Origin of the sequence: Flavobacterium sp. ACN6 (genome assembly GCF_002304005.1) — a bacterium.
Lineage (GTDB): Bacteria > Bacteroidota > Bacteroidia > Flavobacteriales > Flavobacteriaceae > Flavobacterium.
The window spans coordinates 40,811-63,855 of sequence record NZ_MRCQ01000010.1 but is presented as its reverse complement, the minus strand read 5'-3'; the positions used below and the strand labels follow the sequence as shown (position 1 = coordinate 63,855).

Genomic DNA, 23,045 nt, shown 5'->3' with positions numbered 1-23,045 from the left:
GTGAAAAATTAGTATCGTGATGAAATCTACTTTTTTGATGTAATTGTTGTTGTTAATTTCTTTTACAAACTTAGAGTAAGTGCGAGAGGCGGTCGGTTAATGTAGATTAAGAAAAAAAATAATCTTGTTTTATTGCTCTTTAATAGGGCTTCAGAGTAAAAGAAGTTCTTATTTTTATTTTGAAATGCTGTTTTCATATTGTTGATCTTTATAATAGATGCCAGACAATAGCCAAATAATATGCCCTAACTTATAAAGCCAGTAAAACCAAAGGCTTATACTTTACAGCTCTTATTATTGTTTACGATATTTCGTAAATTTATTAGCGTGTTTTATTTTTTATAAGAAGTTTAAGTTCGTTTCGACAAGTGAATAATAAATTTTTCCTATCCTTTAAGAATTATTTATTATTTATCACAATAGTTTTCTCTGCATTTACTTTGTAAATTAGTATAAAAATAAAATTTGAATTATGGACAATCAATCTAATGACATTAGCAAATGCCCTTTTCATAATGGAACCAGGGATAATGAAGCAGCTACAGGCACAAAAAATCGTGACTGGTGGCCAAAGCAGTTAAAGGTGAATATCCTGAGACAAAATTCATCATTATCAAATCCGTTGGATAAAAATTTTAATTATGCAGAAGCTTTTAAAACTCTTGATGTTGAAGCGGTTAAAAAAGATTTACACGATCTTATGACCGATTCTCAAGAGTGGTGGCCTGCTGATTTTGGTCATTATGGAGGTCTTTTTATCCGAATGGCTTGGCATAGTGCAGGAACATACCGCGTACATGACGGACGTGGTGGAGCAGGAGCGGGACAACAGCGTTTTGCACCCCTTAACAGCTGGCCGGATAATGTGAGTCTTGATAAAGCCAGAAGATTGCTTTGGCCGATAAAACAAAAATATGGTCAAAAAATTTCTTGGGCAGATCTTATGATCTTAACTGGAAACGTTGCTTTGGAATCTATGGGTTTTAAAACGTTTGGTTTTGCAGGAGGAAGAGCCGATGTTTGGGAACCAGATGAATCTGTATATTGGGGTTCTGAAACGACATGGCTTGGAGGTGATGAACGTTATAACGATGGTTCTGAAGGTGTGCCAAAAGATCACGGCGTCGTATCCTCCGATGATGATGCAGATGGCCATGTTCACAGCAGAAATTTGGAAAAACCTCTTGCGGCAGTACAAATGGGACTTATATATGTAAACCCTGAAGGACCTGATGGAAATCCTGATCCAATTCTCGCTGCAAAAGATATCAGAGATACTTTTGGCCGTATGGCAATGAATGACGAAGAAACGGTAGCTTTAATTGCAGGCGGACATACTTTTGGTAAAACTCACGGAGCAGCTTCTTCTGATCATGTGGAGGAAGAACCTGAAGCAGCTGACTTAGGTCTTCAAGGTTTTGGTTGGAAAAATAGTTTTGGTTCTGGTAAAGGTGCAGATGCTATTACAAGCGGACTTGAAGTAACTTGGACAAAAACGCCAACACAATGGAGCAATAACTTCTTTGAAAATTTATTTGCTTTTGAATGGGAACTTTCAAAAAGTCCTGCAGGTGCGCATCAATGGGTGGCTAAAAATGCCGAAGCTATTATTCCAGATGCATTTGATGCTAATAAGAAACATCTCCCAACCATGCTTACTACTGATTTATCTTTAAGATTGGATCCAGAATATGAGAAAATTTCACGCCGCTTTTTGGAGAATCCAGATCAGTTTGCAGATGCTTTTTCTCGAGCATGGTTTAAGTTGACGCATCGTGATATGGGGCCTCGTGCGCGTTACCTCGGACCCGATGTTCCTCAGGAAGAATTGTTGTGGCAGGATCCTATTCCAGAGGTAAATCACAAATTGATTGATGAGAATGATACAGCACAACTAAAAGAAAAAATAGTAAATTCAGGATTAAGCACATCTCAATTGGTTGCGGCTGCATGGGCATCGGCTTCCACTTTTAGAGGATCTGATAAACGCGGTGGTGCAAACGGTGCGCGCATAAGACTGGCACCGCAAAAAGACTGGCAGATCAATAATCCGGCACAACTGAAACAGGTTTTAGACAAACTGGATGCTATCCGAACAGAATTTGATACTGCACAAAATGATGGAAAGAAAGTTTCGCTGGCAGATTTAATAGTTTTAGCAGGATCTACGGCAGTAGAGAAAGCGGCAAAAGAGGCAGGAAGCGCAGTTACAGTTCAGTTTACGCCTGGCCGTATGGATGCATCTGCAGAACAAACAGATGTGGATTCATTTGAATATTTGGAGCCAAAAGCAGATGGTTTTAGAAATTATAGAAAAACAAAATCATCAGTTTCAACGGAGGAACTTCTTATTGATAAAGCAAACTTATTAACGCTAACAGCTCCTGAGTTAACAGTTCTTTTGGGTGGATTACGTGTTTTGGATATTAATGCTGATGGTTCTAAAAATGGTGTTTTTACTCATACCCCAGGAAAACTAACTAATGATTTCTTTAAAAATCTCCTTGATATGAATACGCAGTGGCAGGCGGTATCAAATGATAAAGAGCTTTACGCAGGAAATGACCGTACTACAGGTCAGCCAAAATGGATTGCAACACGTGCCGATCTTGTTTTTGGTTCTAATTCAGAATTAAGAGCAATTGCAGAAGTTTACGCAAGTACTGATGCACAAGAAAAATTTGTACATGATTTTGCTGCTGTATGGAGTAAGGTAATGAATTTAGATAGATTTGATTTGGATATTAAGTAATTGTAGTTCTTAGTAATTAGTGCTTAGTCTTTAGTTCTTAGTCCTTAGTCCTTAGTAATTAGTTCTTAGTAATTAGTTCTTAGTGCTTAGTCCTCAGTAATTAGTTCTTAGTTCTTAGTCTTTAGTTCTTAATCTTTAGTTCTTAATCTTTAGTTCTTAATCTTTAGTTCTTAGTCTTTAGTTCTTAATCTTTAGTTCTTAGTACTTAATACTTAATTCCTATTATTAGCGAAGTAACTTATAAGACGCCGATTTTTATACGGCGTCTTTTTTGTTTTTTGATGTAAATTTTTTTGTAATTATAGCTTTAGAAATTGAAGATAATTAAAAATCTTTCTTTAGTAAATTATAGAAATTATAATAATCCTAGTTTTTCAGCTTTTTCAATTAGATCTTTATCACTTCCTTTCCTTTGAAAAAGTATTGGAATTAGAACCTGCAAATCAAAACGCAAAAGAAATGCTTTTGAAAATTAATGATTTAGTAAAGAAATAAACCAAAGCGATTTTAGTTTCTGATAGGGAAGAAAAATTTACAATAATTTTATTAGACAATAATTATAACGGAAAATTTTTTGAAATATCAGATGCAATTACAGCAATACTAAAAGACCAGAAATTCAGCCTTCCTAAGAAATAACTGAAAACAAAATAGAAGCATAACAGCTATCCAAAAACTGTTTTGTCTGACACTAAAAACCATTTAGAAAAACCATCAAAAATGAAATTGAAACTAATCACTTTTTTATTACTTAGTTTAAGCAATTTGGTTTCGCAAGAAATCAATAAAGAAAAAATAGACAACTACATAAATTACATCGAAAATAATAATGGAGGAATTGGCAGCTTATCAATTTATAAAGATGGAAAAGAAGTTTATAATAGAAGTTTTGGGCAAGAAAAATTGACCAATGTAAGTTATAATAAAGATACTAAATATCAGATTGCATCTGTCACTAAAATGATTACGGCAATTTTAGCTTTCAAATTAATTGAAAAAGGAAGCTTAAAACTAGATGCCAAACTATCTGAATTTTATCCTGAAATAGCAAATTCAGAAAAAATAACCATTAAAAATTTATTAGAGCATACAAGCGGATTAGGGAATTTTGCCATTAAAAACGGTGCCATTTGGGTAAACGAAAAAGTAACGGAAAAAGAAATTTTTGACGAAATAAAAAAACAAGGCGTAAGTTTTGAACCCAATGAAAAGGTTGCTTATTCGAACTCAGCTTATATATTGCTGCGAATGATTATTGAAAAAAAATATAAAAAAGAGTATTATAAAATAGTCGAACAAGAAATAGTGAAACCCCTTAATCTCAAGAATTTTGCTTCTATAAAATCAAATCCAGCCAACACATTTGAGTCTTATAAATTCGTACAAAACTGGAGTGAGATTAAAGAAATTGAATATTCAAATGTAATAGGCGTTGGTGATATAGCAAGTACAACCAGGGATATGAATATTATTATTACCAGTTTGTTCCAATACAAGATTGTAAAAAAAGAAACTTTAGAACTAATGAAACCTACTATAGGCAAGGAGGACTGGGGAAGAGGATTGGCATTATTTCCATATGGAGAAAATTTCTTTTTTGGGCATAGCGGCGATGTGCTTGGCTCTCATTCCAGACTTATATACAATCCAAAAGATAAATTATCTATTTCGTATGCAACAAATGGAGAAAGAATTCCTGCCAATATCTTTATAGAAGATATAGTAAGTATTATTTACAACAAAGAGTTCAAACTGCCTGAAATAAAATAATTTTAGAACCATAAATTCATAAAGTTTACCGCCATAGGCGTTAAACCCCATATCACTATAGAATGGGAGTTGACACACAGCATTCCGATCAGATTTTTGAGATTTTCAAAAGACTGCACGGACAAGAATCCTATGAAGGTTCGGAAATTGGACTAGCATTATGCCGTAAAATTGTAGCCAACCATCAAGAATTCCTGCTTGCAGCATCAGAACTTGGAAAAGGATCTACCTTTCATGTTTATATTCCATTACAAGAAGTAGAAGTTTATTAATCCTTTTGTAAAAACTGTCTTAAAACATATTGTAGTATTCCGTCATTTCTATAATATTCAATTTCTATTTTTGAATCCAGTCTGGCTATAACCGTAAAATTTAATTGCTCACCATTTTCTTTTACTGCCGTTATCTGCAGTTCTTTTAATGGTTTAATGTCTTGCGCTATTCCAGAAATGGTAAAGGATTCTCTGCCATTTAAGCCAAGACTTAGAGCATTTTCTCCATCTTTATATTGCAGAGGCAGTACGCCCATACCCACTAAATTGCTTCTATGAATTCGTTCATAACTTTCTGCAAGAACAGCTTTTACGCCCAATAAAAAAGTTCCTTTTGCTGCCCAGTCTCTGGAAGAACCGCTTCCGTATTCTTTTCCGGCAAGAATAATCAAAGGTGTTTCAGAAGCTTTATATTGTACAGAAGCATCATAAACACTCATTTCTTCTCCCGTTGGAAGATATTTTGTATAACCACCTTCCTTATCTGCTAAAGCATTTTTTATACGGACATTGGCAAAAGTACCTCTGATCATCACTTCATCATGTCCGCGTCGTGATCCGTAAGAATTAAAATCGGGTTTTTCTACACCACGGCTTATTAAATATTTTCCAGCTGCTGAATTCTCGTTAAATGATCCGGCAGGAGAAATATGGTCTGTCGTAATACTGTCGCCAAGCATTAATAAAGTTCGGGCATTTTGAATATCCTTTAATGGTTTTGGGTGCTCAGGCAGATCTTTAAAAAATGGTGCTTCTTTAATATAAGTAGAATCATTATCCCAAGCATATATTTTTTCTTCTGGTATTTTTAATTGCTGCCATGTTTCATTTCCATCAAAAATAGTTTCGTAACTTTTAGAAAACTGTTTAGGAGATAAAACATTATTTAAAACTTCATTGATTTCATCGTTTGAAGGCCAGATATCTTTTAAATAAACAGGAAGCTGGTTTGAGTCATAACTCACAGGTTCGTTAAGTAAATCTATATCAACACGTCCGGCAAGTGCAAAAACAACAACGAGCATAGGCGACATCAGGAAATTCATTTTAATCTGCGGATGAATTCTGGCTTCAAAATTTCTGTTTCCAGATAAAACAGATGCCAAAACAAGATCATGTTCTTCCACAGCTTTCGCAATATGAACAGGAAGAGGCCCAGAATTTCCTATACATGAGGTGCAGCCGTAACCAACAACATGAAATTTTAAAGACTCCAGATCTCCAAGTAAATCTGCTTTTTCTAGATAATCGGTAACTACTTTAGAACCTGGTGCGAGAGAAGTTTTAACCCACGGTTTTACATTAAGTCCGCGTTCTCTGGCTTTTTTTGCAACAAGCCCAGCTCCAATCATCACAAACGGATTGGAAGTGTTGGTACAAGAAGTAATTGCCGCTATAGCCACCGCACCATCAGAAAGCATAAACTGTTCATTTCCTAATGTAACTGCAACGGTTTTAATGCCATTTTCTATTTTTTCTTCAATTTTTGCGTTGTCAGGAACTACAGCTTCACCTTGTATGGGCTGTGAACCACCTTCGCTAGACCAGCGCGCATCTTGTTTAGGTGCCAGATTTTTTCTTCCAAACGTTTTATCAAGTAAGTCAATAAGTTTGGGTTGTAAATTTTTAAGCAGAATTTTATCCTGAGGTCTTTTTGGTCCGGCAATAGTTGGCTCAATTGTAGAAAGATCAAGTTCAAGAATATCTGTATATGTAATGTTTTCGTCGCCTGTACGCCATAGTAAATTAGCTTTGCAGTATTGTTCAACCAAATCAATCTGTTCTTCAGAACGGTTGCTCAGGCGCATATATTCTAGTGTTTTTTCATCTATAGGGAAGTAGGTAACTGTACAGCCAAATTCTGGTGACATGTTTCCAATTGTGGCGCGGTCTGGCACGCTTAAACTATCTAATCCTGGACCAAATACTTCGACAAATTTACCAACAACGCCATATTTTCTAAGCAGTTCGGCAATAGTAAGCACCATATCTGTGGCAGTTGATCCAAGCGGAATTTCTCCAGATAATTTAAGTCCAATAACTTCGGGCATAATAAAATAAATAGGCTGTCCCAAAATCGCAGCTTCTGCCTCAATACCGCCCACACCCCAAGCGATAACACCAATTCCATTAACCATTGGGGTATGACTATCTGTCCCCACTAAAGTATCAGGAAAAATTTCTCCATTTCTTTCAATTACACCTTTTGACAAATACTCTAAATTAACCTGATGGCAGATTCCCATTCCCGGTGGAACTACGCTAAAGTTACTAAAAGACTGCTGTGCCCATTTTAAAAATTCGTATCGCTCTGTATTCCGTTTGTATTCTTCTTCCATATTTCGCAGATAGGAATATTCCGTTCCAAAATAATCAACCTGTACAGAATGGTCGATGACTAAATCAACGGGAATTAACGGGTTGATCATATCTGGATTTTTTCCTTTTTTAGCAGCTTCAGCTCGAAGCGATGCAATATCGACAACAGCTGGAACTCCCGTAAAATCCTGCATTAACACACGAGCTGGTTTAAAAGGAATATCTTTATCCGAAGCTTCAGGTTTCCAGTTTAACAGCGTTTCAATATTTTCTTTTGTAATAGCGAAATCATCATAATTACGAAGTACATTTTCTAACAGAATACGAATTGAAAAAGGCATTTTTTTAATATTAAAGCCCTGATTTTCCATTTCGGTCAGACTGTAGTAGGAAAAGGTTCTGTTTTTTGTGGTTAATAACCGTTTAATTTGGTAAATGTCGTTTTGCATATTTAAAAGTATTTAATTGAAATGTTGTGTTACAATTAGATATTCATGAAATACTGCTGTAAAAGTTTTTTCGTAACTTTAAAAACAGTAATTTAAATCTTCATTTACAAAAAACCTGCCTCATATGTAAGTTAATGATATTCAGTGTTTTGAATGTTTTGCTGATTTCAAATACTTTCGAAATATCGTTATATTATGATGAAATTTGTTGAAATTTTAGAAAACAGAATTGTAGTTTGTTTTTTAATTTTGCTAGTGTAATTTATTTTGGATAGAAATGTTACTGCTTTATGCTGACTAAAAGTAAAGTTACATAAAATATGTAATGGATGCATATAATGCTGGTTACGAAACGTTTATTTAAAATAATTACAAATATCGAGGGTACTATTTTTGCAGTGAAATATTAAAAATTAAAAAATTATGGAAAACTTAAAAAAGGCATATATAGCCGGAGGCTGTTTTTGGGGTATGGAAGATTTGTTTCGTGTGCGCCCTGGTGTAAAAGATACGGAAGTGGGATATATTGGCGGAATAAATGACAACCCAACTTATCAGAATCATCCGGGACATGCAGAAGGCATGGAAATTACGTATGATGCAAATGAAACATCTTATAAAGAACTACTGGATTACTTTTTTAGAATGCACGATCCAACAACTAAAGACCGACAAGGTAATGATATTGGATCAAGCTACAGATCGGCTCTATTTATACAAAATGATGAAGAAAAGCAAATTGCTGCTGAAGTGATTAAAATTGTAGATGAGTCTGAAAAATGGCATGGCAAAGTGGTTACTACACTTGAACCTTTTACTAAATTCTGGCCAGCCGAAGAAAGCCACCAAGATTATCTGATCAAAAATCCAAATGGATATACCTGCCATTTTGAAAGGTTTGATAGTTTTTTATAATATTTCAAACTTCAATTTTATAAGTATAGAACTTTGATTTTAAATGAATTTACATTTAGAATCAAAGTTTTTCTTTTTTGTTACAGGGTGTTTTTCTTTTTCTTCTCCTAGACATCAATCTTTTTTTATATATCACTAGAACACTATTTATTTGCGAAATATCACTAACAATAAAAGTATTTTTCTTTGTATTTATTTGATATATAATAATTTACTATTTTAGCATAGTTCTTGTCTTTCCTCAATATGCTGTATATTAATTAGCAGCGGCTCCTTTATTTATTCTAAAATTTAAATATGAAACCGATTCATACGATTATGTTTTTAGAATTAACAGGTTAAATGCGTTTATGAATTATTTAAAACCTTTAAATACTCACTAAATATTTTTATTATGACAAAATCAAAATCCATAATACTCATACATGGAAACTTTGTAAACGACTTAAGCTGGGCAAAGTGGAAAGACCATTATGAAAAGAAAGGTTATACCGTGTACACTCCGGCTAATCCAGGTCATGAAGGAAATCCTGCTGATTTAAGAAATAAAGTGCATCCTGATCTTGTAAAAACTGGATTTATAGACGTCGTTAACAATATTGTAAAGCTAATCGACAGTCTTCCAGAAAAGCCATTAATTATTGGACATTCAATGGCAGGAATGGCAGCAATGAAACTGCTTGAATTAGGAAAAGCATCTGCAGCGGTAAGCATTGACGGTGCGCCTCCAAAAAACGTTTTCCCTCCACTTCAAACACTGAAATCAGTAATTCCTGCATTTGGCTTTTTTTCTGGTAAAAAATATTTTATGGGAAGCCGCGAATGGTATGACAAATGTTTTTTTAATACACTTCCGTTGAATGAAAGAGCAAATGCCTTTGCTGCAATTGCAGTGCCTGAAAGCTTTAAAGTAAGTCGAGAACTTGTTTTGAATTCTTTTTCGAATATCGATTTTAAAAAATCACATGAACCTATTTTATTTATTGGCGGTGGAAGTGATGCTATTTTTCCTGCCGAACTCACCAAAACCTTGGCGCATAAATACAAACATAGTAGCAGCCGTGTTGATCTAAAGATTTTTCAAGGCAAAAGCCATTTCATCTGTGGGGAAAACGGATGGGAAATTGTAGCCGATTATATTTTAGACTGGTATGAAAATTTATAAGGCTAAAAAAAGATTTTAGCCATTTAAAAATGAAAGCTTTAGTATCAATTTTTTGATTTTAATCTATTAATAACCATTAAAAAAAAACTACAATGAGCACTATTACATTAAAAGACGGAACGGAGATTTATTACAAAGACTGGGGAACAGGACAGCCCATTTTCTTTCATCATGGATGGCCTCTTTCTGCAGACGACTGGGATACACAAATGCATTTTTTTCTCGATAAAGGATTTAGAGTTGTGGCCTATGACAGACGAGGACACGGAAGATCAACACAGACGTATAAAGGGAATGAAATGGATACTTATGCAGCTGATGTAGCAGAATTGACAGCATTTTTAGATTTAAAAGATGCCATTCATATTGGTCATTCAACAGGAGGGGGAGAAGCAATACGATACGCCGCAAAATATGGAAAAGAGAGGGTTGCCAAAGTGGTGCTTATAAGTGCGGTAACGCCTTATATGATTTTAGACGAAAATAATCCAGATGGTGTTCCTTTGGCGGTTTTTGATGATATTCGCTTTAATACGGCCAATAATAGACAGCAGTTTTATCAGGATATAACGTTCCCATTTTATGGCTACAATAGGGAAGGGGCTGTTGTAAAAAAAGGAATTCAGGATAATTGGTGGCGCCAGGGAATGATGGGAGGAATTAAGGCGCATTATGACTGTATAAAAGCATTTTCTGAAACTGATTTTACCGAAGATTTGAAAAGCGTAGATGTGCCGGTTCTGATTCTTCATGGAGAAGATGACCAAATTGTGCCGCATGTGCCTACTGCATTAAGAGCTGCCAAGCTAGTGAAAAATGGAAAATTGATTACTTATCCTGGTTTATGTCACGGAATCCCGACGACTGATGCAGATACGGTTAATGCAGATATTCTGGCATTCATTCAATAGTAAAAAAATATGGAGGATTGATTTATAAATACTAAACCGCAGGACTATTAATGAAAATTTTGGACTGCGGTTATATTTTTTTAAGCGCTAAATCAATGCATTCCTCCCAGTTTTTATTTTCTTTTAGGACATAGCATTTTCCAGTAATTAAGGTGTTTTTCATTTTACTGTTTGATATTATTTTTGGTTCGAATGTTTTATTTAATAAAATTATTAAGAACAATTTTAAAAATCTCTCTATCAGCTTTTTCTAGCCATTCAAATGCCAGCATATCTTTTGTAATGATTTCTGCGCCGTTTTGCCTCATTCTTTCAACAGCCTTTATTTTGTCATCTGGATTTCGTGTGCCAACAGCTGACTCTAGAATAAAAACTTCATAGTCGAGTTCCAATAAGTCTAGTACCGTTTGTTGTACGCAAATGTGAGCTTCAGTTCCAACTACAATAATCTGTTTTCTTTCTTTTTCTATAATAGTAAGAAGATTTCCTTCGCGGACAGCAGAAAAATAAGACTTAGAAATAATATCGTTTTCTTCAAATTTTTCCCTTAATACAGCAGGTGTTGTTCCAATTTTATCTGGACAATGTTCTGTCAGAAGGATTGGAATACCGATTGTATTAGCTAAATCTACAGACCAGATAACATCTTTAAGAATAGCTTCGCCACTGTCAATTTTGGGAAGCAGTCTTTCCTGAATATCGATAACCAGTAAAGTAGAATTGATTGGAAGGATCTTCATATGATTTTATTAAATGTTAGAAAAAATCAGCAAAGGGGAGTATATCAAATTTAGTAAAAAAAGGTGATTTTATTAACGAAATCAGTTACTTAAATAAGTATCAGTTTAGTTTTTTAGAAATTTAAGTATGATAAAACTGGACTATTCATTTATATCGAATCTGTACCAGATTGCATGGGAAGTTATTTGCTAAATTTATTCCTTCAAAATAAATAAGAAAGAATTGTGTAAAGCATTAGCAAAAATTATTAGCACGAAAGTTAGCAAGTAAAAATTATAATCAATTATTTAAAATATGAATATTCATTTTGTACAGCATAAAGTTTTTGAAGCGCCTGGAGCATATCTAGAATGGGCTCAAAACCGAAATCATAAAATCAGTTTTTCAAAAGTATATAATTATGAGCCTTTGCCGGATACAGCCGCAGATATTGATTTACTTGTAATTATGGGAGGACCTCAAAGTCCAGATTCTTCCAAAAAAGAATATCCCTATTTTGATTCACAAGCGGAAATAAATTTAATACAAAAATGTATCAATACAGGAAAAGCCGTAGTTGGAGTATGTCTTGGAGCCCAGCTAATTGGTAAAGCGTTAGGGGCAAAATTTGAATCAAGTCCTGAAAAAGAAATAGGAGTTTTTCCTATTGAACTTACAGCAGCTGGATTAAATGACGATAAAATATCGCATTTTGGCTCACCACTTTCTGTAGGACACTGGCATAATGATATGCCAGGAATTACAGAAAACAGCAGGATATTAGCGTTTAGCGAAGGCTGTCCGCGGCAAATTATAGCGTATTCAGCTTTGGTCTATGGATTTCAATGCCATATGGAACTTAATAAGGAGGTAATCGAGCTCCTGATCGAATCTGACGAAGATTTCTTAATCAAAAATACCATGCACAGATATGTACAAAAACCAGATGAAATTCGCAGTTTCGATTATAACTTAATGAATAATAAATTGTTTAAGTTTCTTGACAAACTTCAACATGAATACGAAAATAGCTAACGTGTTTAGAAAGAGTTTTCCTTTTACATTATGAAAGTTTCTGGGTCGCCCTCAGTATTTTCATCTTCTTCCGAAAGATCATCTTCCTCTTCTTCCCAGTCATTTTCATCATATTCCGATTCTAAATCTTCTTCAAGAAATTCGTCTAGATCGCCAAGTTCCAAATTGTAATGATTTTGCGCTTTTACTGAGCTTGTAAAACCGCTTTCTAGGTAATCATCATAATTTAAAAGAAGCTGTTCTTCGTATGATGTCATGTCGCCTGAAGAGTCATCACTGTAAAAGTAGTTTTCGGATTTCATATAATTTAAGTTTTAATTTGAAGATTATTTAATGCCTATTTTTCCTTTTAGACATTCTTAAAAGTACATTCTTTTAATCTCGAAGATTTTATATAATTCTCGAGAAGTATTGTTTAATTTTAATCTTGCAGCTATTTAATCTTGAAAAAGGCAATAAAAAAATCCCATTTTAAATGGGATTTCTTATGTTTTATCTTTTAAGAATTTTTAGTCTATTTTAAAACTATCATCGGTAAAAGTTTCAGGTTCAACTTCACGGTCATTTTCGTCATAATCTTCTACAAGATCATCATCCAGATCATCTTGGTCAAGTTCTTCTTCATCTTCTTCGTCCCAATCATCTTCTTCCAGATCACTTTCATCAATATCTTGTTCAAGATCTTCTTGATCGTCTCTTTCCAAAGCATTAGAAAATTCATTGTCAAGATAGTTGTTTTCTCCCGCTCCAGGATAAGAATCTAGAAGTTGTTCCTCCTGTTTGTCTTCATCTTCAATTTGTTCGTTTTGTTCGCGATAATATTGATTTGTTTCGTTTTGAATGTCTTGAGGGAAATTATTTTCGTTTTGATCATAATTTCGGTTGCTGTCTGTGATCATAGTGCTGTTAAATTAAGTTTTAATAAATATTAACTGTTAGTCGCTGCGCTTCCAGTGCTTCCTGCACCGCCAGAATTATTATTTCCTTTTTCTTCTTCATAACGATTTGGATCTGTGCCATCTTCATCACGTTCATCTTCCCAGTCTCCGGTATTAACATGTTCATCTGGATTTTTATCATTACTCATACTGTTTAGCTGTGCATGATATGGACATTTTTGAAGATCTTCGCTGTTGTAGTTATTTGTATTTTCCATGACTATATTTTTTTGATTTTTTATTATCCTAAAATTAGATTATAGTCCAAGGTTTTTCTTTACAAGAATAATTTCATTTGTTATCAAATTAACATGCAGATCTTCAAAGTATTACTTAGAAGCCTTTCAATCTTCCTATTTATTGCCCAAAATCCCATTATTTAGGGCTTGAAAATAAAAAAAAGCAACATAAGTAGCGTAATGTCAAATATTTATAATATATTTAACACATCAAACATGGGAATTGTATAAAAAATGTACATAATTTTGCAACAACAAAAAACTGATAAAGTTTTTTGTCACGAGATCCCAAATCTTCTGTTTAACTTAATATAATGCCCTGCTTATGAGATTATTTTTTATGGCACTGCTTTTTTCCTTAAGTTCCTTTACAACCTACAATGTAACGGACAGGAAAGAAATATTAACCGAAGTAGAGTTTGCTAGACTTACAGACCATGTAGGGGAGATAAAATCTTTTACTTCATCAAACCGCGGTTACAGCAATAAAATTGCTTTTCTGGTAGATATGAAAATCAAATCTGGAAAAAATCGTTTTTTTGTATATGATCTTCAGAACAACAAAATACTAGATCAAGGTCTTGTAGCACATGGTTCAGGATCTGAAACAGGAATAAAAGGCGATATTTTGCAATTCAGTAATACTCCAAATTCAAACTGTTCATCCCTTGGCCGTTATTCTATCGAGAAGTCTTATAACGGAGTTTTTGGAAAAGCTTTCAGACTTAACGGACTAGACGAAAGTAACAGCAACGCGATGAAAAGAGCAATTGTATTACACCGTTACAGAGAAGTTCCTGACGAAGAAAAAGAATATTACATTATCAACAGCCACGGCTGCCCGATGGTAAGCGATATTTTCTTTAAAAGACTTGAAAAAGTTATAGAAGGTTCTGATTCTAAGATCATGCTTTACGTTTATTATTAAAAGAGAGAAATAACATTTTACCTAAATACGTTTAAGGACAAACAAAATGATTCGTAAAGATTTTTGTTTGTTTTTATTACGTATTTTTTTTGCGTTAATTTGTGCTCACAAAGGCGCGAAGCCTTTTAGAACAAATGTTAATTTCTGCATTATAAAATGACTTTACAAGATTTAGTGGGTACATTTTCCATTTCTGGAAGCAATCAAGATGAGACTAATGAGATTAGTTATAAAGGTGTTTTAACTTTAGAATTAGATAAAAATAACCGAGTAATTGCGCATTGGCTTATCAACAATTCACAAATACAAAAAGGGCATGGCTTTTTCAAAGACAATGTTTTGGTTATTAATTTTAGTTATAAAGGAGACGATAATAAAACCTATAAAGGAGTTGCTGTTTACCGTTGTATCACTAAAGATGTACTTGACGGATTTTGGTCAGAAAAACATGGAGATCCGCTTTATTTAGGAACAGAACATTGTTTAAGAATTGAAACTACCGAAAGATTAAATTAAATAAAAATAAAAAATGCGTAAAGTTTTAGTTACTTCACGCATTTTTTATTGGTGTATTTCTATTCAAGAAGCCAATTTAAGTTTTATCGGTTAAAATAAACATTTATGTTAACCAAATCTATTTCAAACAAGGCAATTGCAAAACATTAGCATTTAAAGGCTGCTCTATTTTCCTTTCTAGTTTTTCATTATTTACAGTAATATAAATTTCCATAGAGCCAGTTCCAACTTTCAGCCCCAAAATATGACCTCCATATGCATCAAATTTATCATCGGTTGCTACGCCGTGCATGTGTATAGAAGGTTTGTTTTCGCTCCAGGCGATAGATCCCGTAATGCTTCCCATTTCAACTTTATTAAAAGTTTTGGGATGAAATTTCTTTTCTCCAAAATCATAAAAACCAAATGTAGCATCTTGTGCAAAACCAATTCCAGTGAAATTTGCCGATGGAATTTTTTGTTCTTTTGCCAGATTTTCGATTAACTCCAAAACATTATCGCCTTCGCGAAGAACCATTAAATAGCCATAATTTGTTTTGGTGTAACGACATTTTTGAGCATCATTGCTTTGCGCGTGCGATATCGTGAAAGCCAGACAAAAAAGCAGTACGGCTATAATTTTATTGATTTGAATATTCATAATGAAAAATTTAATTAATGTTTGTACGAGTGTCTAACTGCATAATCTTATTATAATCATCATTATATTTTTCGGGATCTGAAGCTGCATATTCATTTTCTGGTTCTGGAATTACGTGAATTCTGGAATCACTAATCGAAATAACAGCCGAGCAGACATAAATTCCAACTTTGCCTTCATTGTATTTAAAATCTAATAAAGTCAGTTTTACAATATCATTAATCGAAAGTTCATAGTAATTTCCGTAGCGGATAATTTTAAAAGAAATCTGTTTTTCTTCTCCAATTTCAAATTGATTGGTTTGGATATTTTCGAAGATAAAATTGTTTTTCACATCTTTTTCATTAAATCCCCAAGCTCTAAACTGGACAAAACCATTCATAAAATCAATTGAAATATAATAACCCGTTCCTTCTTTATCGCATTCAATTACAAAACCAGTTTTTCCCATTCCTTCAACAGAAAGCGTTCCTTCCCAAACAAAGTCAGATGAAGGTTTTTCGAAACCGTAAATTTCATAACCGCTTCGACAGCCAAAACGCCATTTGTTTTCATTTTCTAAAACAAATTCAGCTGTTGGATTTCCTAAAATAGGCATGGGTTGCGGCAGATCTTTTTGAAGAATAGTTTTCTGATACAGTTTTTCCCAGTAATAATAGGTTTTCAATAGAAGTCTACCGCTTTTATCTGTCGATAATTCTTTTGGAGGCGGAATAACACGGTGTGTATTCACATTTCCGTCAGCGAAATAGAAATTATAAACCAGAAAATGTTTTCCGTCTTTTACAACTCTCGCAGCATAATTCCCTTGTGGCAGTAAAACATTATTATGAAAAGCAGAATATTCACCTCTAAATTCAGATGCCGACCAATAACGGACTTTAATATCCTCTCTAATTGATCCTAATAAATAATAATTTCCTTTAATTTCAAAAACACACGGACATTCAACATCATCATAAACGTAAGGAATATGAAGTGGTTTTTGCAGTACATATCCATCTTCTTCTCTTTTTGCAACACCAATACAGCCTCGGCGATAAATAGGACCCGACGCACTTCTTGCGCAAATTAGCAGATAATCTTCGCCCTTATATTGATATTTAAAAGGATCTCGAAAACTAATCCATTCCCTTGGATTATTCTTTTTCCCTTCGTAATGCGGTGCTTCGCTTTGGAAAGGAAGTCCGTATAGATTCTCTTTTTTCCACGTAAGCAAATCATTTGAAACAGCTCGCCCCACTTTCTGTTCAATTCCTTTGTCCTGACGTTTAAGACCGGTATAATACATTTCATAACCATCACCTTCGGATTTTTTGCTGACATGCATTGTCCACAACATATCATCATCCCATTCTCCTGGATCACCAACAAAAAGGGCGTTTTTTACTCGTTTCCACGAAAGACCATCTTTTGATACTGCATGCGCTATATAATCGTGATTTGGGATAATTAAATGAAATAAATGATGAACTCCTTTTTCATCTATAAATACATCAACATCTCCAATTTCCCAATTACTAAATCCTGAACCTGAATACATTTTATTACTATTTAATCTGTTAGTATAATTTTTTGAGACACACAATCCCAATAGCCAGCTAAAAGAATTATGTGTTTATTTTTTACACCCAACGGGTTATTTAATTATTTTATAATGTTTTAATCCTTCTAGAATTCCTTCTGAAGCTGAAGATTTGGCAACATAAATGCTTTTAGTTGTTTCGTAATCTGCCAGCTCGGCACTTCTATTGCCAACAATTATTCCTTTTACGGGACCTCTAAACATATCGACATCATTTCCAGAATCACCAGCTGCAATAACATGAGATAACGGAATAGCCCATTTGCGGCACAAAAATTTGATCGCATTTCCCTTAGAAGCTCTTTTCGGAATAAAGTCCAAAAACTGGCCGTGACTCGGAATAATATTCACTTTATACCAGCCTGTTCCCAAAGCCGAAATTAATTCTTCGTGATTGTATTTTTCTTTTTCATAATAGTAAGAGATTTTATAAGGATTCTGCGCTTCTTCTTCCTGTAGTTTGATCCATTTAACGGTTTTCAATCTACTTACTATATCGTCTCTTTTCCATCTTCCTGCTAAAAATTTAGCCCAGCCTTTGTCTAAAATATAATCAGTTCCGTTTGTATAATAAATTTCAGTTCCAACAGAGCAAATGATGAAGTCGGGGAGAGGAAATTCTTCTTCGTTAATTACTTTTTTTACCAATTCCAGATTTCTTCCCGAAGCCATTGCAAAAGCCATTTTTTCGGTACGGTTGACAAGATGTGCTTTTAGTTCTTTTAATCCAGGATTAGCCAATTTGGGTTCAATTAGTGTCCCGTCAATATCAGAAACCAATAAATGATCTATTTTTCGTTTTAATCGGCTGATATTGATGTTTGGATAATGTTGTTTTTTGATTCCTGCTCCAGAAGAAAGCGATAAGTTTTCATTCACCAAATCAACATATTGATTAACGTGGCTCAGCCAGCTGTAATGTTTTTGAATGTTGATTGCTCCATTATTAGAATAATATTTCCATTGATTTTCATCAGTCAGAATATTGCGTAAAGCCTTTTTAATCTGACTCTCTTCCTGCGGATCTACTAATTCTCCATTTTGACAAACTGGAATAATTTCTGAAGGTCCGCCATTTTTTGTAACCACAACAGGAAGTCCAGAACTAGCAGATTCGATTACGGTCAAGCCGAAATTTTCATGAAGCGCTAAATTCACAAAAACACCTCTTTTTTCTGCGGCATATCGGTATATAATAGAAACCTCGTTTTCGACATCATGTTTTTTAGGAATCGCCATTTTTCCGTACAAATCGTACTTGTCCATTAACAGAAGTAAATCGGTCAAAACGTTTTTTTCAGATTCTGGCATTTTGGCAATGTCTTTACGAATACCAGCAAAAATTACCAGATTGGCAATGCTTTGCAGTTCCTTATCCTTACCGTAAACTTCAATTAAAGTGTTCAAGTTTTTATGGCGGTCAGGTCTCGAAAGTGCCAGAATTATAGGCTTATGCGGATTGGTTAAAAATTTCGAAATAGTTTCTGAAACCCAATATTTTCGTTGGATTTCTTCCATATTTTTTTCAGGATCGACTTCCTGATGGTAATAGGGAACAAATTTTCGGGTGTCAATTCCAGGCGAAATAGCGTGGTATTTTCCTAATTCAAAATTTTTATAAGCTTTATAAGTTTCAATTTCTTGTTCGGTAGAAGTAACAATAAATTCAGAAAGTTCTAATGTTCGTTCTTCAGCAGCAATTCTTGCTTTAAATTTGAATTTCTTTTCAAGATCTTCTTCATTTTCTCCGCCTTCAAGTAATTTTTTCTTTTTATAAAAACCTAACGAGTGTCCCGTGTGGGCGAAAGGAATATTTAAAATGGCAGATAATTCGGCTGCGGCATATCCAGCGTCAGCATAATGCGAATGAATCCAGTCGGGAAAAATGTTATGTTCCTTAATATGTTGTACAACACCGTTGACAAATGTATCAAGACCTTCCCAAAGTTGTTCTTTTGCTTTGTATTTTTTTCCTAGAAAAGGAATTCGTCTGATGTCTAATTTATCATTTATTATTTCAACAGGCACTGCGTATTCTGGTGAAACAGAAGGATCATCAATTAATCGGGTAAAAAGATGTACATGTTCAACATCTTCATGTTGTGATAAAAATTCTGCTAATTCGTAAATATATTTTGTCTGGCCGCCGTTATCAGCATCTTTTCCTATCTCAAGACCAGAACCTTTTAAAAGTCCGTGAATGTTTATAAGTGAAATTCGTAATTTTTTCATCATTCTTCAATATTATTTTGAGAGCCCAAGTTACTGCGCTCACGTTGATTTGGAAGAAATAATTACAGTTTTAATTTACATAGTTCCCATGTTTTACAGATGTTTTCCATGTAATAACTATAAAAAAAGCCTGACTTTTTTTGGTCAGGCTTTTGGGTTTATTTCTAATTTCTATTTATTAAAGCATCAATTTCTTCTAATTCAATTGTGGGATTTGCACCAGCAGATCCTGCAACCAATGCACCCGTTGCACAGGCGAAATTTAAAGCCTGCTGTGGTTCTTCTCCAGTTAAAAGGGATGTCACTAAAGCGCCCAAGAAAGAATCTCCTGCGCCAACTGTGTCCTCAACTGTAACGGTATAACCTGTATTTGAATAAAGATGTTTATCCCATAACAACAGAGCGCCATATTTTCCTTTTGTGACGCAGATGGCTTTTGCATTGGTAAAAGAACATATAAAATTCATGTTTTCTTCTATTGTAGTGAAAGGAGAATCGAAGGCCTGACTTATTTCCGTAATTTCTTCATCATTAAATTTTATAAAATCTGCCGACTGCATTAATTGTTGCAGAATTTCGTAAGTATAATGAGGTTTTCTTAAATTAACATCAAAAACTTTATATGCATTAGTGTGCAGTAATTCTTCAAGAGCCTGTCTTGAAACCTCATCTCTGCAAACCAAACTTCCGTAGATTAAAACGTCTGCATTTTGAACCGATTCCCTAGCAGTTTCGTTTAGAATAATTTTATCCCAGGCCGATGGATAAAGGATTTCATAAGTAGCAGATTTCGTTTCATCTAAGGTTACATTTACCAATCCAGTCGGGAAATCGTCTGATTTTAAGATGGTTTCTGTATCTAAACCCAATCTTTTTATCTCTGAAATAATTTCCTCTCCATCTAGGTCTTCACCAACGCAGCTTATCATATTTACATCGGCGCCTAAAGCTTTCATGCGAAGAACCACATTTAGTGGTGCGCCGCCAATCTTTTTTTCATTTCCAAAAATATCCCACAGTACTTCTCCGAAAGCGACAGCTTTAAGTTTATTGTTGTTAATCATCTAATTTCTCTTTTGTAAATTATTTAGGCTGTTTGGATCGCCCTATTTTATAAAATTAAGAAAGTTTACTGGCCTGTGCAAACTGTTGTTGATTCGAAATGCCTAAATAAATAGATTTCGATATTATGTATGCTGCGAGAATAAACTTATTTGGTAAGATGTAGAAGTAGTAAAATATTACGTGGGTAAATTGTATAATGGATTAATATACTGGGAATTGTGTAACATCCACCTGAAATTAAATACGTCACAGTATATTCTCGTTTGTACCTTTAAGATTAGATTAAAACTATTCTATAATCAAAAAATAAATAAGTTATGGCAGAAATTAAAATTGAGAAAAAAAAGCCGGTATGGCCTTGGATTGTTGTGGTTTTGTTAATCGCAGCACTTATATACTACATCTTTTTGAAAGATCATGAAACTACAACTGATAACAGTGTTGAAATCGAAAACACTACACCTGCAGAGTAGAAAATCAATTTAATATTAATAAAGAATTATGGAAAATAAAGATAGAAATTTATACAGACTAGACGAACTTTCAGATTATAAGATTGCTTCAAATTATTCTGATGTAAGAGGATGGAAAATAGTAGATGCTGATAACCGAACTATCGGTAAAATTGACAATCTTTGGGTTAATAAAGATATGCAGCGCGTTGTTTATTTAGATGTAAATGTAGATAAATCGTTAATAGATGACCGCCACAATGAGGTGCACGACGCTATAGCAAACGACAATGGAAAGGAATTTATTTATAAGGATGGAGACAGTCATATTATCATACCGATTGGATCTGTAAGTATAAATAAAGACACGAAAATTGTCATGGCCAATACTATTGGATACGATACTTTTAGAAACACAAGCAGGTATAACAGGCTGAACAATTTTGACAGGAATTATGAAAAAAGAGTAATGAATTCCTATTATCCTGAGGATGAAATTGGTTACGATAGTGAAGATGACACTTTTTATAATCGCAGAGAATTTGACAATAGATAATACAATTCATTGCAACCCCTTAAAAGGATAACCATCATATTATAAATTAAAAAAAAGATCAAACATTTAAATGTTTGATCTTTTTTTTAACTCATTTGGATCTTAATTTTCAGTTATTAATAACATAGAAAAAATATGTTCATAAACTGTTGATAAATAATAGGTTGTACCCTGTGTTAAAATATTATATCCATTCATTAATTATTATAAATTTATAATTGAATGACAGCTAATTACTGTGAAAATTATTTATATATGGGAAAAGCTATACAATTGCAGGTGCGTAAAGAGCTGAATGGAAAACAACAGTTCAATATTATTAAATTAAAAGGCAGTTTGATCTCAAAAGGATATACTGAAATTATACATATCAGCGATCAGGATGATGAATTTCATATTAATTCATTTGAAACAAAAATGGAAGCTCGAGGTGAAGTTCAAGAATTCATTAAAGATTTTATTATGAAAGAAGATTTAGCAAATACAATAAGTGTTTTAAGATAACCTTCCGCTGTTTAAATAGTCGGTGTAAAATTTAATTTTGTAACGATTTTATGAAATTGAATTAAAGTTATTATTAAAATAGTAGCCAATATTTATTTGATATTATTTGTTTTGAGATTTTAAAATAATAGAAATTGATACTGATTTATTTGAAGTAAAATGAATTCATCTATATAATCGCTTTCAAAAATAAAAGAGGTCTGCTCGCGACATAGCCACGCGTGACCAGCACGCGCAGCTCCAACCAACGCAGTATTTGGTAGACAATCCAAATCTTGGATATGTATTGTCGCCATTCCTATGAGCAGAACCTTCTTCCATTTTATTTATTTAGAAAACTTTTTCAAAGGTTTTTTCTAACTCAATTGCCTTTGGGAAAAGTATGTTATTTTCTATTTGAATATGTTTCTTTAAATCTTTATCAAATTCTTCTAACATGGTAAAAACGGTTTTATACGTAACACACGAATCAATTGGAGGCTTATAATTATTGGTTAAAGAGGCAATTCTTCTAAAACGTTCGCCCTCTGTAATATAATCTTCTTTTAAGGTCGTAATCGGATTTTCGATACTAAAAAATGCCGGCGTTTCAAATGAAGTTCCTTTGCTTTGTGCACTTCGCATTTTTTTAATAAAAGGGAAAAGGACCAATTCTTCTCTTTTCATGTGTGCTGTTAAATCCATAATAGACTTTGAAAAAATAATATGTATTTCATGAAGTTCTGGATGCACCGCGCCGTGAATACCGCATAATTTGTTTAAATATTGAAGAATAATAGGTGATTTTTCTTCCACATATTTATGATGTGTTTTGGTAACATAATCTGCAATCATATCTACAGGCCAAGTTTTAAAATCAAAAGATTGATTGGCAGAACTTGTTCTGGCTTTTTCAATATGTTCCATCAAGATGTTTTCGTCAATGTCTCTTTTTTTACACACTTCTTCGATTGTTCGATATCCTTTGCAGCAAAAATCAATATGATATTTGGAAAAAACAGCTGTTGTTCTAAAATCATCTGCTGCGATTTCACCAATTGTTGTTTTGTTTGTTAGTTTCATTGTGGTTAAGGATTCTATCA

General features: G+C 33.7%; 22 protein-coding genes. 12 read left to right on the top strand and 10 right to left on the bottom strand.

From position 1 onward, the window contains the following. The first annotated feature begins 472 nt into the window (after nt 1-472). The 3 genes from katG (at nt 473) to BSF42_RS15780 (ending at nt 4,794) form a co-directional block, all read left to right on the top strand. Nucleotides 473-2,752: a catalase/peroxidase HPI gene (gene katG, locus BSF42_RS15795; RefSeq protein ID WP_095954056.1), complete on the top strand. Its 2,280-nt coding sequence runs from the start codon at nt 473-475 to the stop codon at nt 2,750-2,752. A gap of 720 nt (nt 2,753-3,472) precedes the next feature. Next, a complete protein-coding gene (locus BSF42_RS15785; protein WP_095954055.1) occupies nt 3,473-4,522 on the top strand; it encodes a serine hydrolase in 1,050 nt (349 codons plus the stop codon). Between the two features lie 62 nt (nt 4,523-4,584). Next, nucleotides 4,585-4,794, top strand: coding sequence for an ATP-binding protein (locus tag BSF42_RS15780; protein WP_095954054.1), 210 nt, complete (start codon nt 4,585-4,587; stop codon nt 4,792-4,794). Here BSF42_RS15780 and acnA read toward each other — a convergent pair. Beyond that, nucleotides 4,791-7,562 (bottom strand): aconitate hydratase AcnA, encoded by a 2,772-nt coding sequence (gene acnA / locus BSF42_RS15775; protein ID WP_095954053.1) that lies wholly within the window; start codon nt 7,560-7,562, stop codon nt 4,791-4,793. The two genes, BSF42_RS15780 and acnA, sit on opposite strands and share 4 nt — an antisense overlap. Before the next feature lie 423 nt (nt 7,563-7,985). Between acnA and msrA the strand changes: the two genes are divergently transcribed. The 3 genes from msrA to BSF42_RS15760 all read left to right on the top strand — a co-directional run bounded on the left by msrA (nt 7,986) and on the right by BSF42_RS15760 (nt 10,553). Beyond that, a complete protein-coding gene (gene msrA, locus BSF42_RS15770; RefSeq protein ID WP_095954052.1) occupies nt 7,986-8,477 on the top strand; it encodes a peptide-methionine (S)-S-oxide reductase MsrA in 492 nt (163 codons plus the stop codon). A gap of 394 nt (nt 8,478-8,871) precedes the next feature. Continuing rightward, the gene (locus BSF42_RS15765) at nt 8,872-9,642 is read left to right on the top strand and encodes an alpha/beta hydrolase (protein ID WP_095954051.1); all 771 of its coding nucleotides are present in this window, start codon (nt 8,872-8,874) and stop codon (nt 9,640-9,642) included. A 92-nt stretch (nt 9,643-9,734) separates the two neighbouring features. Then, nucleotides 9,735-10,553, top strand: a complete 819-nt coding sequence (locus tag BSF42_RS15760; protein WP_095954050.1) for an alpha/beta fold hydrolase — start codon at nt 9,735-9,737, stop codon at nt 10,551-10,553. A 197-nt stretch (nt 10,554-10,750) separates the two neighbouring features. Here the strand turns inward: BSF42_RS15760 and BSF42_RS15755 are convergent, their stop codons facing one another. After that, entirely contained in the window at nt 10,751-11,293 is a 543-nt protein-coding gene (locus BSF42_RS15755; protein ID WP_095954049.1) for an isochorismatase family protein, read from the bottom strand. Nucleotides 11,294-11,588: 295 nt separating this feature from the next. Between BSF42_RS15755 and BSF42_RS15750 the strand changes: the two genes are divergently transcribed. Continuing rightward, nucleotides 11,589-12,308 carry a type 1 glutamine amidotransferase gene (locus tag BSF42_RS15750; RefSeq protein ID WP_095954048.1) on the top strand — a complete coding sequence of 240 codons (720 nt, stop codon included), beginning with the start codon at nt 11,589-11,591 and terminating at the stop codon, nt 12,306-12,308. Between the two features lie 23 nt (nt 12,309-12,331). On the opposite strand, the gene BSF42_RS15745 is transcribed toward BSF42_RS15750, so the two are convergent. From BSF42_RS15745 to BSF42_RS15735, 3 genes are all read right to left on the bottom strand, one after another. Beyond that, entirely contained in the window at nt 12,332-12,610 is a 279-nt protein-coding gene (locus BSF42_RS15745; protein WP_095954047.1) for a hypothetical protein, read from the bottom strand. 207 nt (nt 12,611-12,817) lie between these two features. Then, complete coding sequence (locus BSF42_RS22495) at nt 12,818-13,207, bottom strand: hypothetical protein (RefSeq protein WP_095954046.1); 390 nt, start codon at nt 13,205-13,207, stop codon at nt 12,818-12,820. A gap of 29 nt (nt 13,208-13,236) precedes the next feature. Further along, entirely contained in the window at nt 13,237-13,464 is a 228-nt protein-coding gene (locus BSF42_RS15735; protein WP_095954045.1) for a hypothetical protein, read from the bottom strand. Between the two features lie 346 nt (nt 13,465-13,810). Between BSF42_RS15735 and BSF42_RS15730 the strand changes: the two genes are divergently transcribed. Continuing rightward, nucleotides 13,811-14,413, top strand: a complete 603-nt coding sequence (locus BSF42_RS15730; protein ID WP_095954044.1) for a murein L,D-transpeptidase catalytic domain-containing protein — start codon at nt 13,811-13,813, stop codon at nt 14,411-14,413. 156 nt (nt 14,414-14,569) lie between these two features. Then, a complete protein-coding gene (locus tag BSF42_RS15725; RefSeq protein WP_095954043.1) occupies nt 14,570-14,929 on the top strand; it encodes a hypothetical protein in 360 nt (119 codons plus the stop codon). A gap of 118 nt (nt 14,930-15,047) precedes the next feature. Here the strand turns inward: BSF42_RS15725 and BSF42_RS15720 are convergent, their stop codons facing one another. From BSF42_RS15720 to BSF42_RS15705, 4 genes are all read right to left on the bottom strand, one after another. Continuing rightward, nucleotides 15,048-15,569: a PPC domain-containing DNA-binding protein gene (locus BSF42_RS15720; RefSeq protein WP_095954042.1), complete on the bottom strand. Its 522-nt coding sequence runs from the start codon at nt 15,567-15,569 to the stop codon at nt 15,048-15,050. A gap of 10 nt (nt 15,570-15,579) precedes the next feature. Beyond that, complete coding sequence (locus BSF42_RS15715) at nt 15,580-17,112, bottom strand: glycosyl hydrolase family 32 (protein ID WP_095954041.1); 1,533 nt, start codon at nt 17,110-17,112, stop codon at nt 15,580-15,582. A gap of 96 nt (nt 17,113-17,208) precedes the next feature. Beyond that, nucleotides 17,209-19,389: an HAD-IIB family hydrolase gene (locus BSF42_RS15710; protein WP_095954040.1), complete on the bottom strand. Its 2,181-nt coding sequence runs from the start codon at nt 19,387-19,389 to the stop codon at nt 17,209-17,211. A gap of 161 nt (nt 19,390-19,550) precedes the next feature. Further along, nucleotides 19,551-20,450, bottom strand: coding sequence for a carbohydrate kinase (locus BSF42_RS15705; RefSeq protein WP_095954039.1), 900 nt, complete (start codon nt 20,448-20,450; stop codon nt 19,551-19,553). A 318-nt stretch (nt 20,451-20,768) separates the two neighbouring features. Between BSF42_RS15705 and BSF42_RS22490 the strand changes: the two genes are divergently transcribed. From BSF42_RS22490 to BSF42_RS15695, 3 genes are all read left to right on the top strand, one after another. After that, entirely contained in the window at nt 20,769-20,924 is a 156-nt protein-coding gene (locus BSF42_RS22490) for a hypothetical protein (RefSeq protein ID WP_172426705.1), read from the top strand. Between the two features lie 28 nt (nt 20,925-20,952). Beyond that, nucleotides 20,953-21,459, top strand: a complete 507-nt coding sequence (locus BSF42_RS15700; protein ID WP_095954038.1) for a PRC-barrel domain-containing protein — start codon at nt 20,953-20,955, stop codon at nt 21,457-21,459. A gap of 255 nt (nt 21,460-21,714) precedes the next feature. Then, complete coding sequence (locus BSF42_RS15695; protein ID WP_095954146.1) at nt 21,715-21,963, top strand: hypothetical protein; 249 nt, start codon at nt 21,715-21,717, stop codon at nt 21,961-21,963. Nucleotides 21,964-22,293: 330 nt separating this feature from the next. On the opposite strand, the gene ric is transcribed toward BSF42_RS15695, so the two are convergent. Beyond that, nucleotides 22,294-23,025, bottom strand: coding sequence for an iron-sulfur cluster repair di-iron protein (gene ric, locus BSF42_RS15690; RefSeq protein ID WP_095954037.1), 732 nt, complete (start codon nt 23,023-23,025; stop codon nt 22,294-22,296). Between the last annotated feature and the right edge of the window lie 20 nt (nt 23,026-23,045).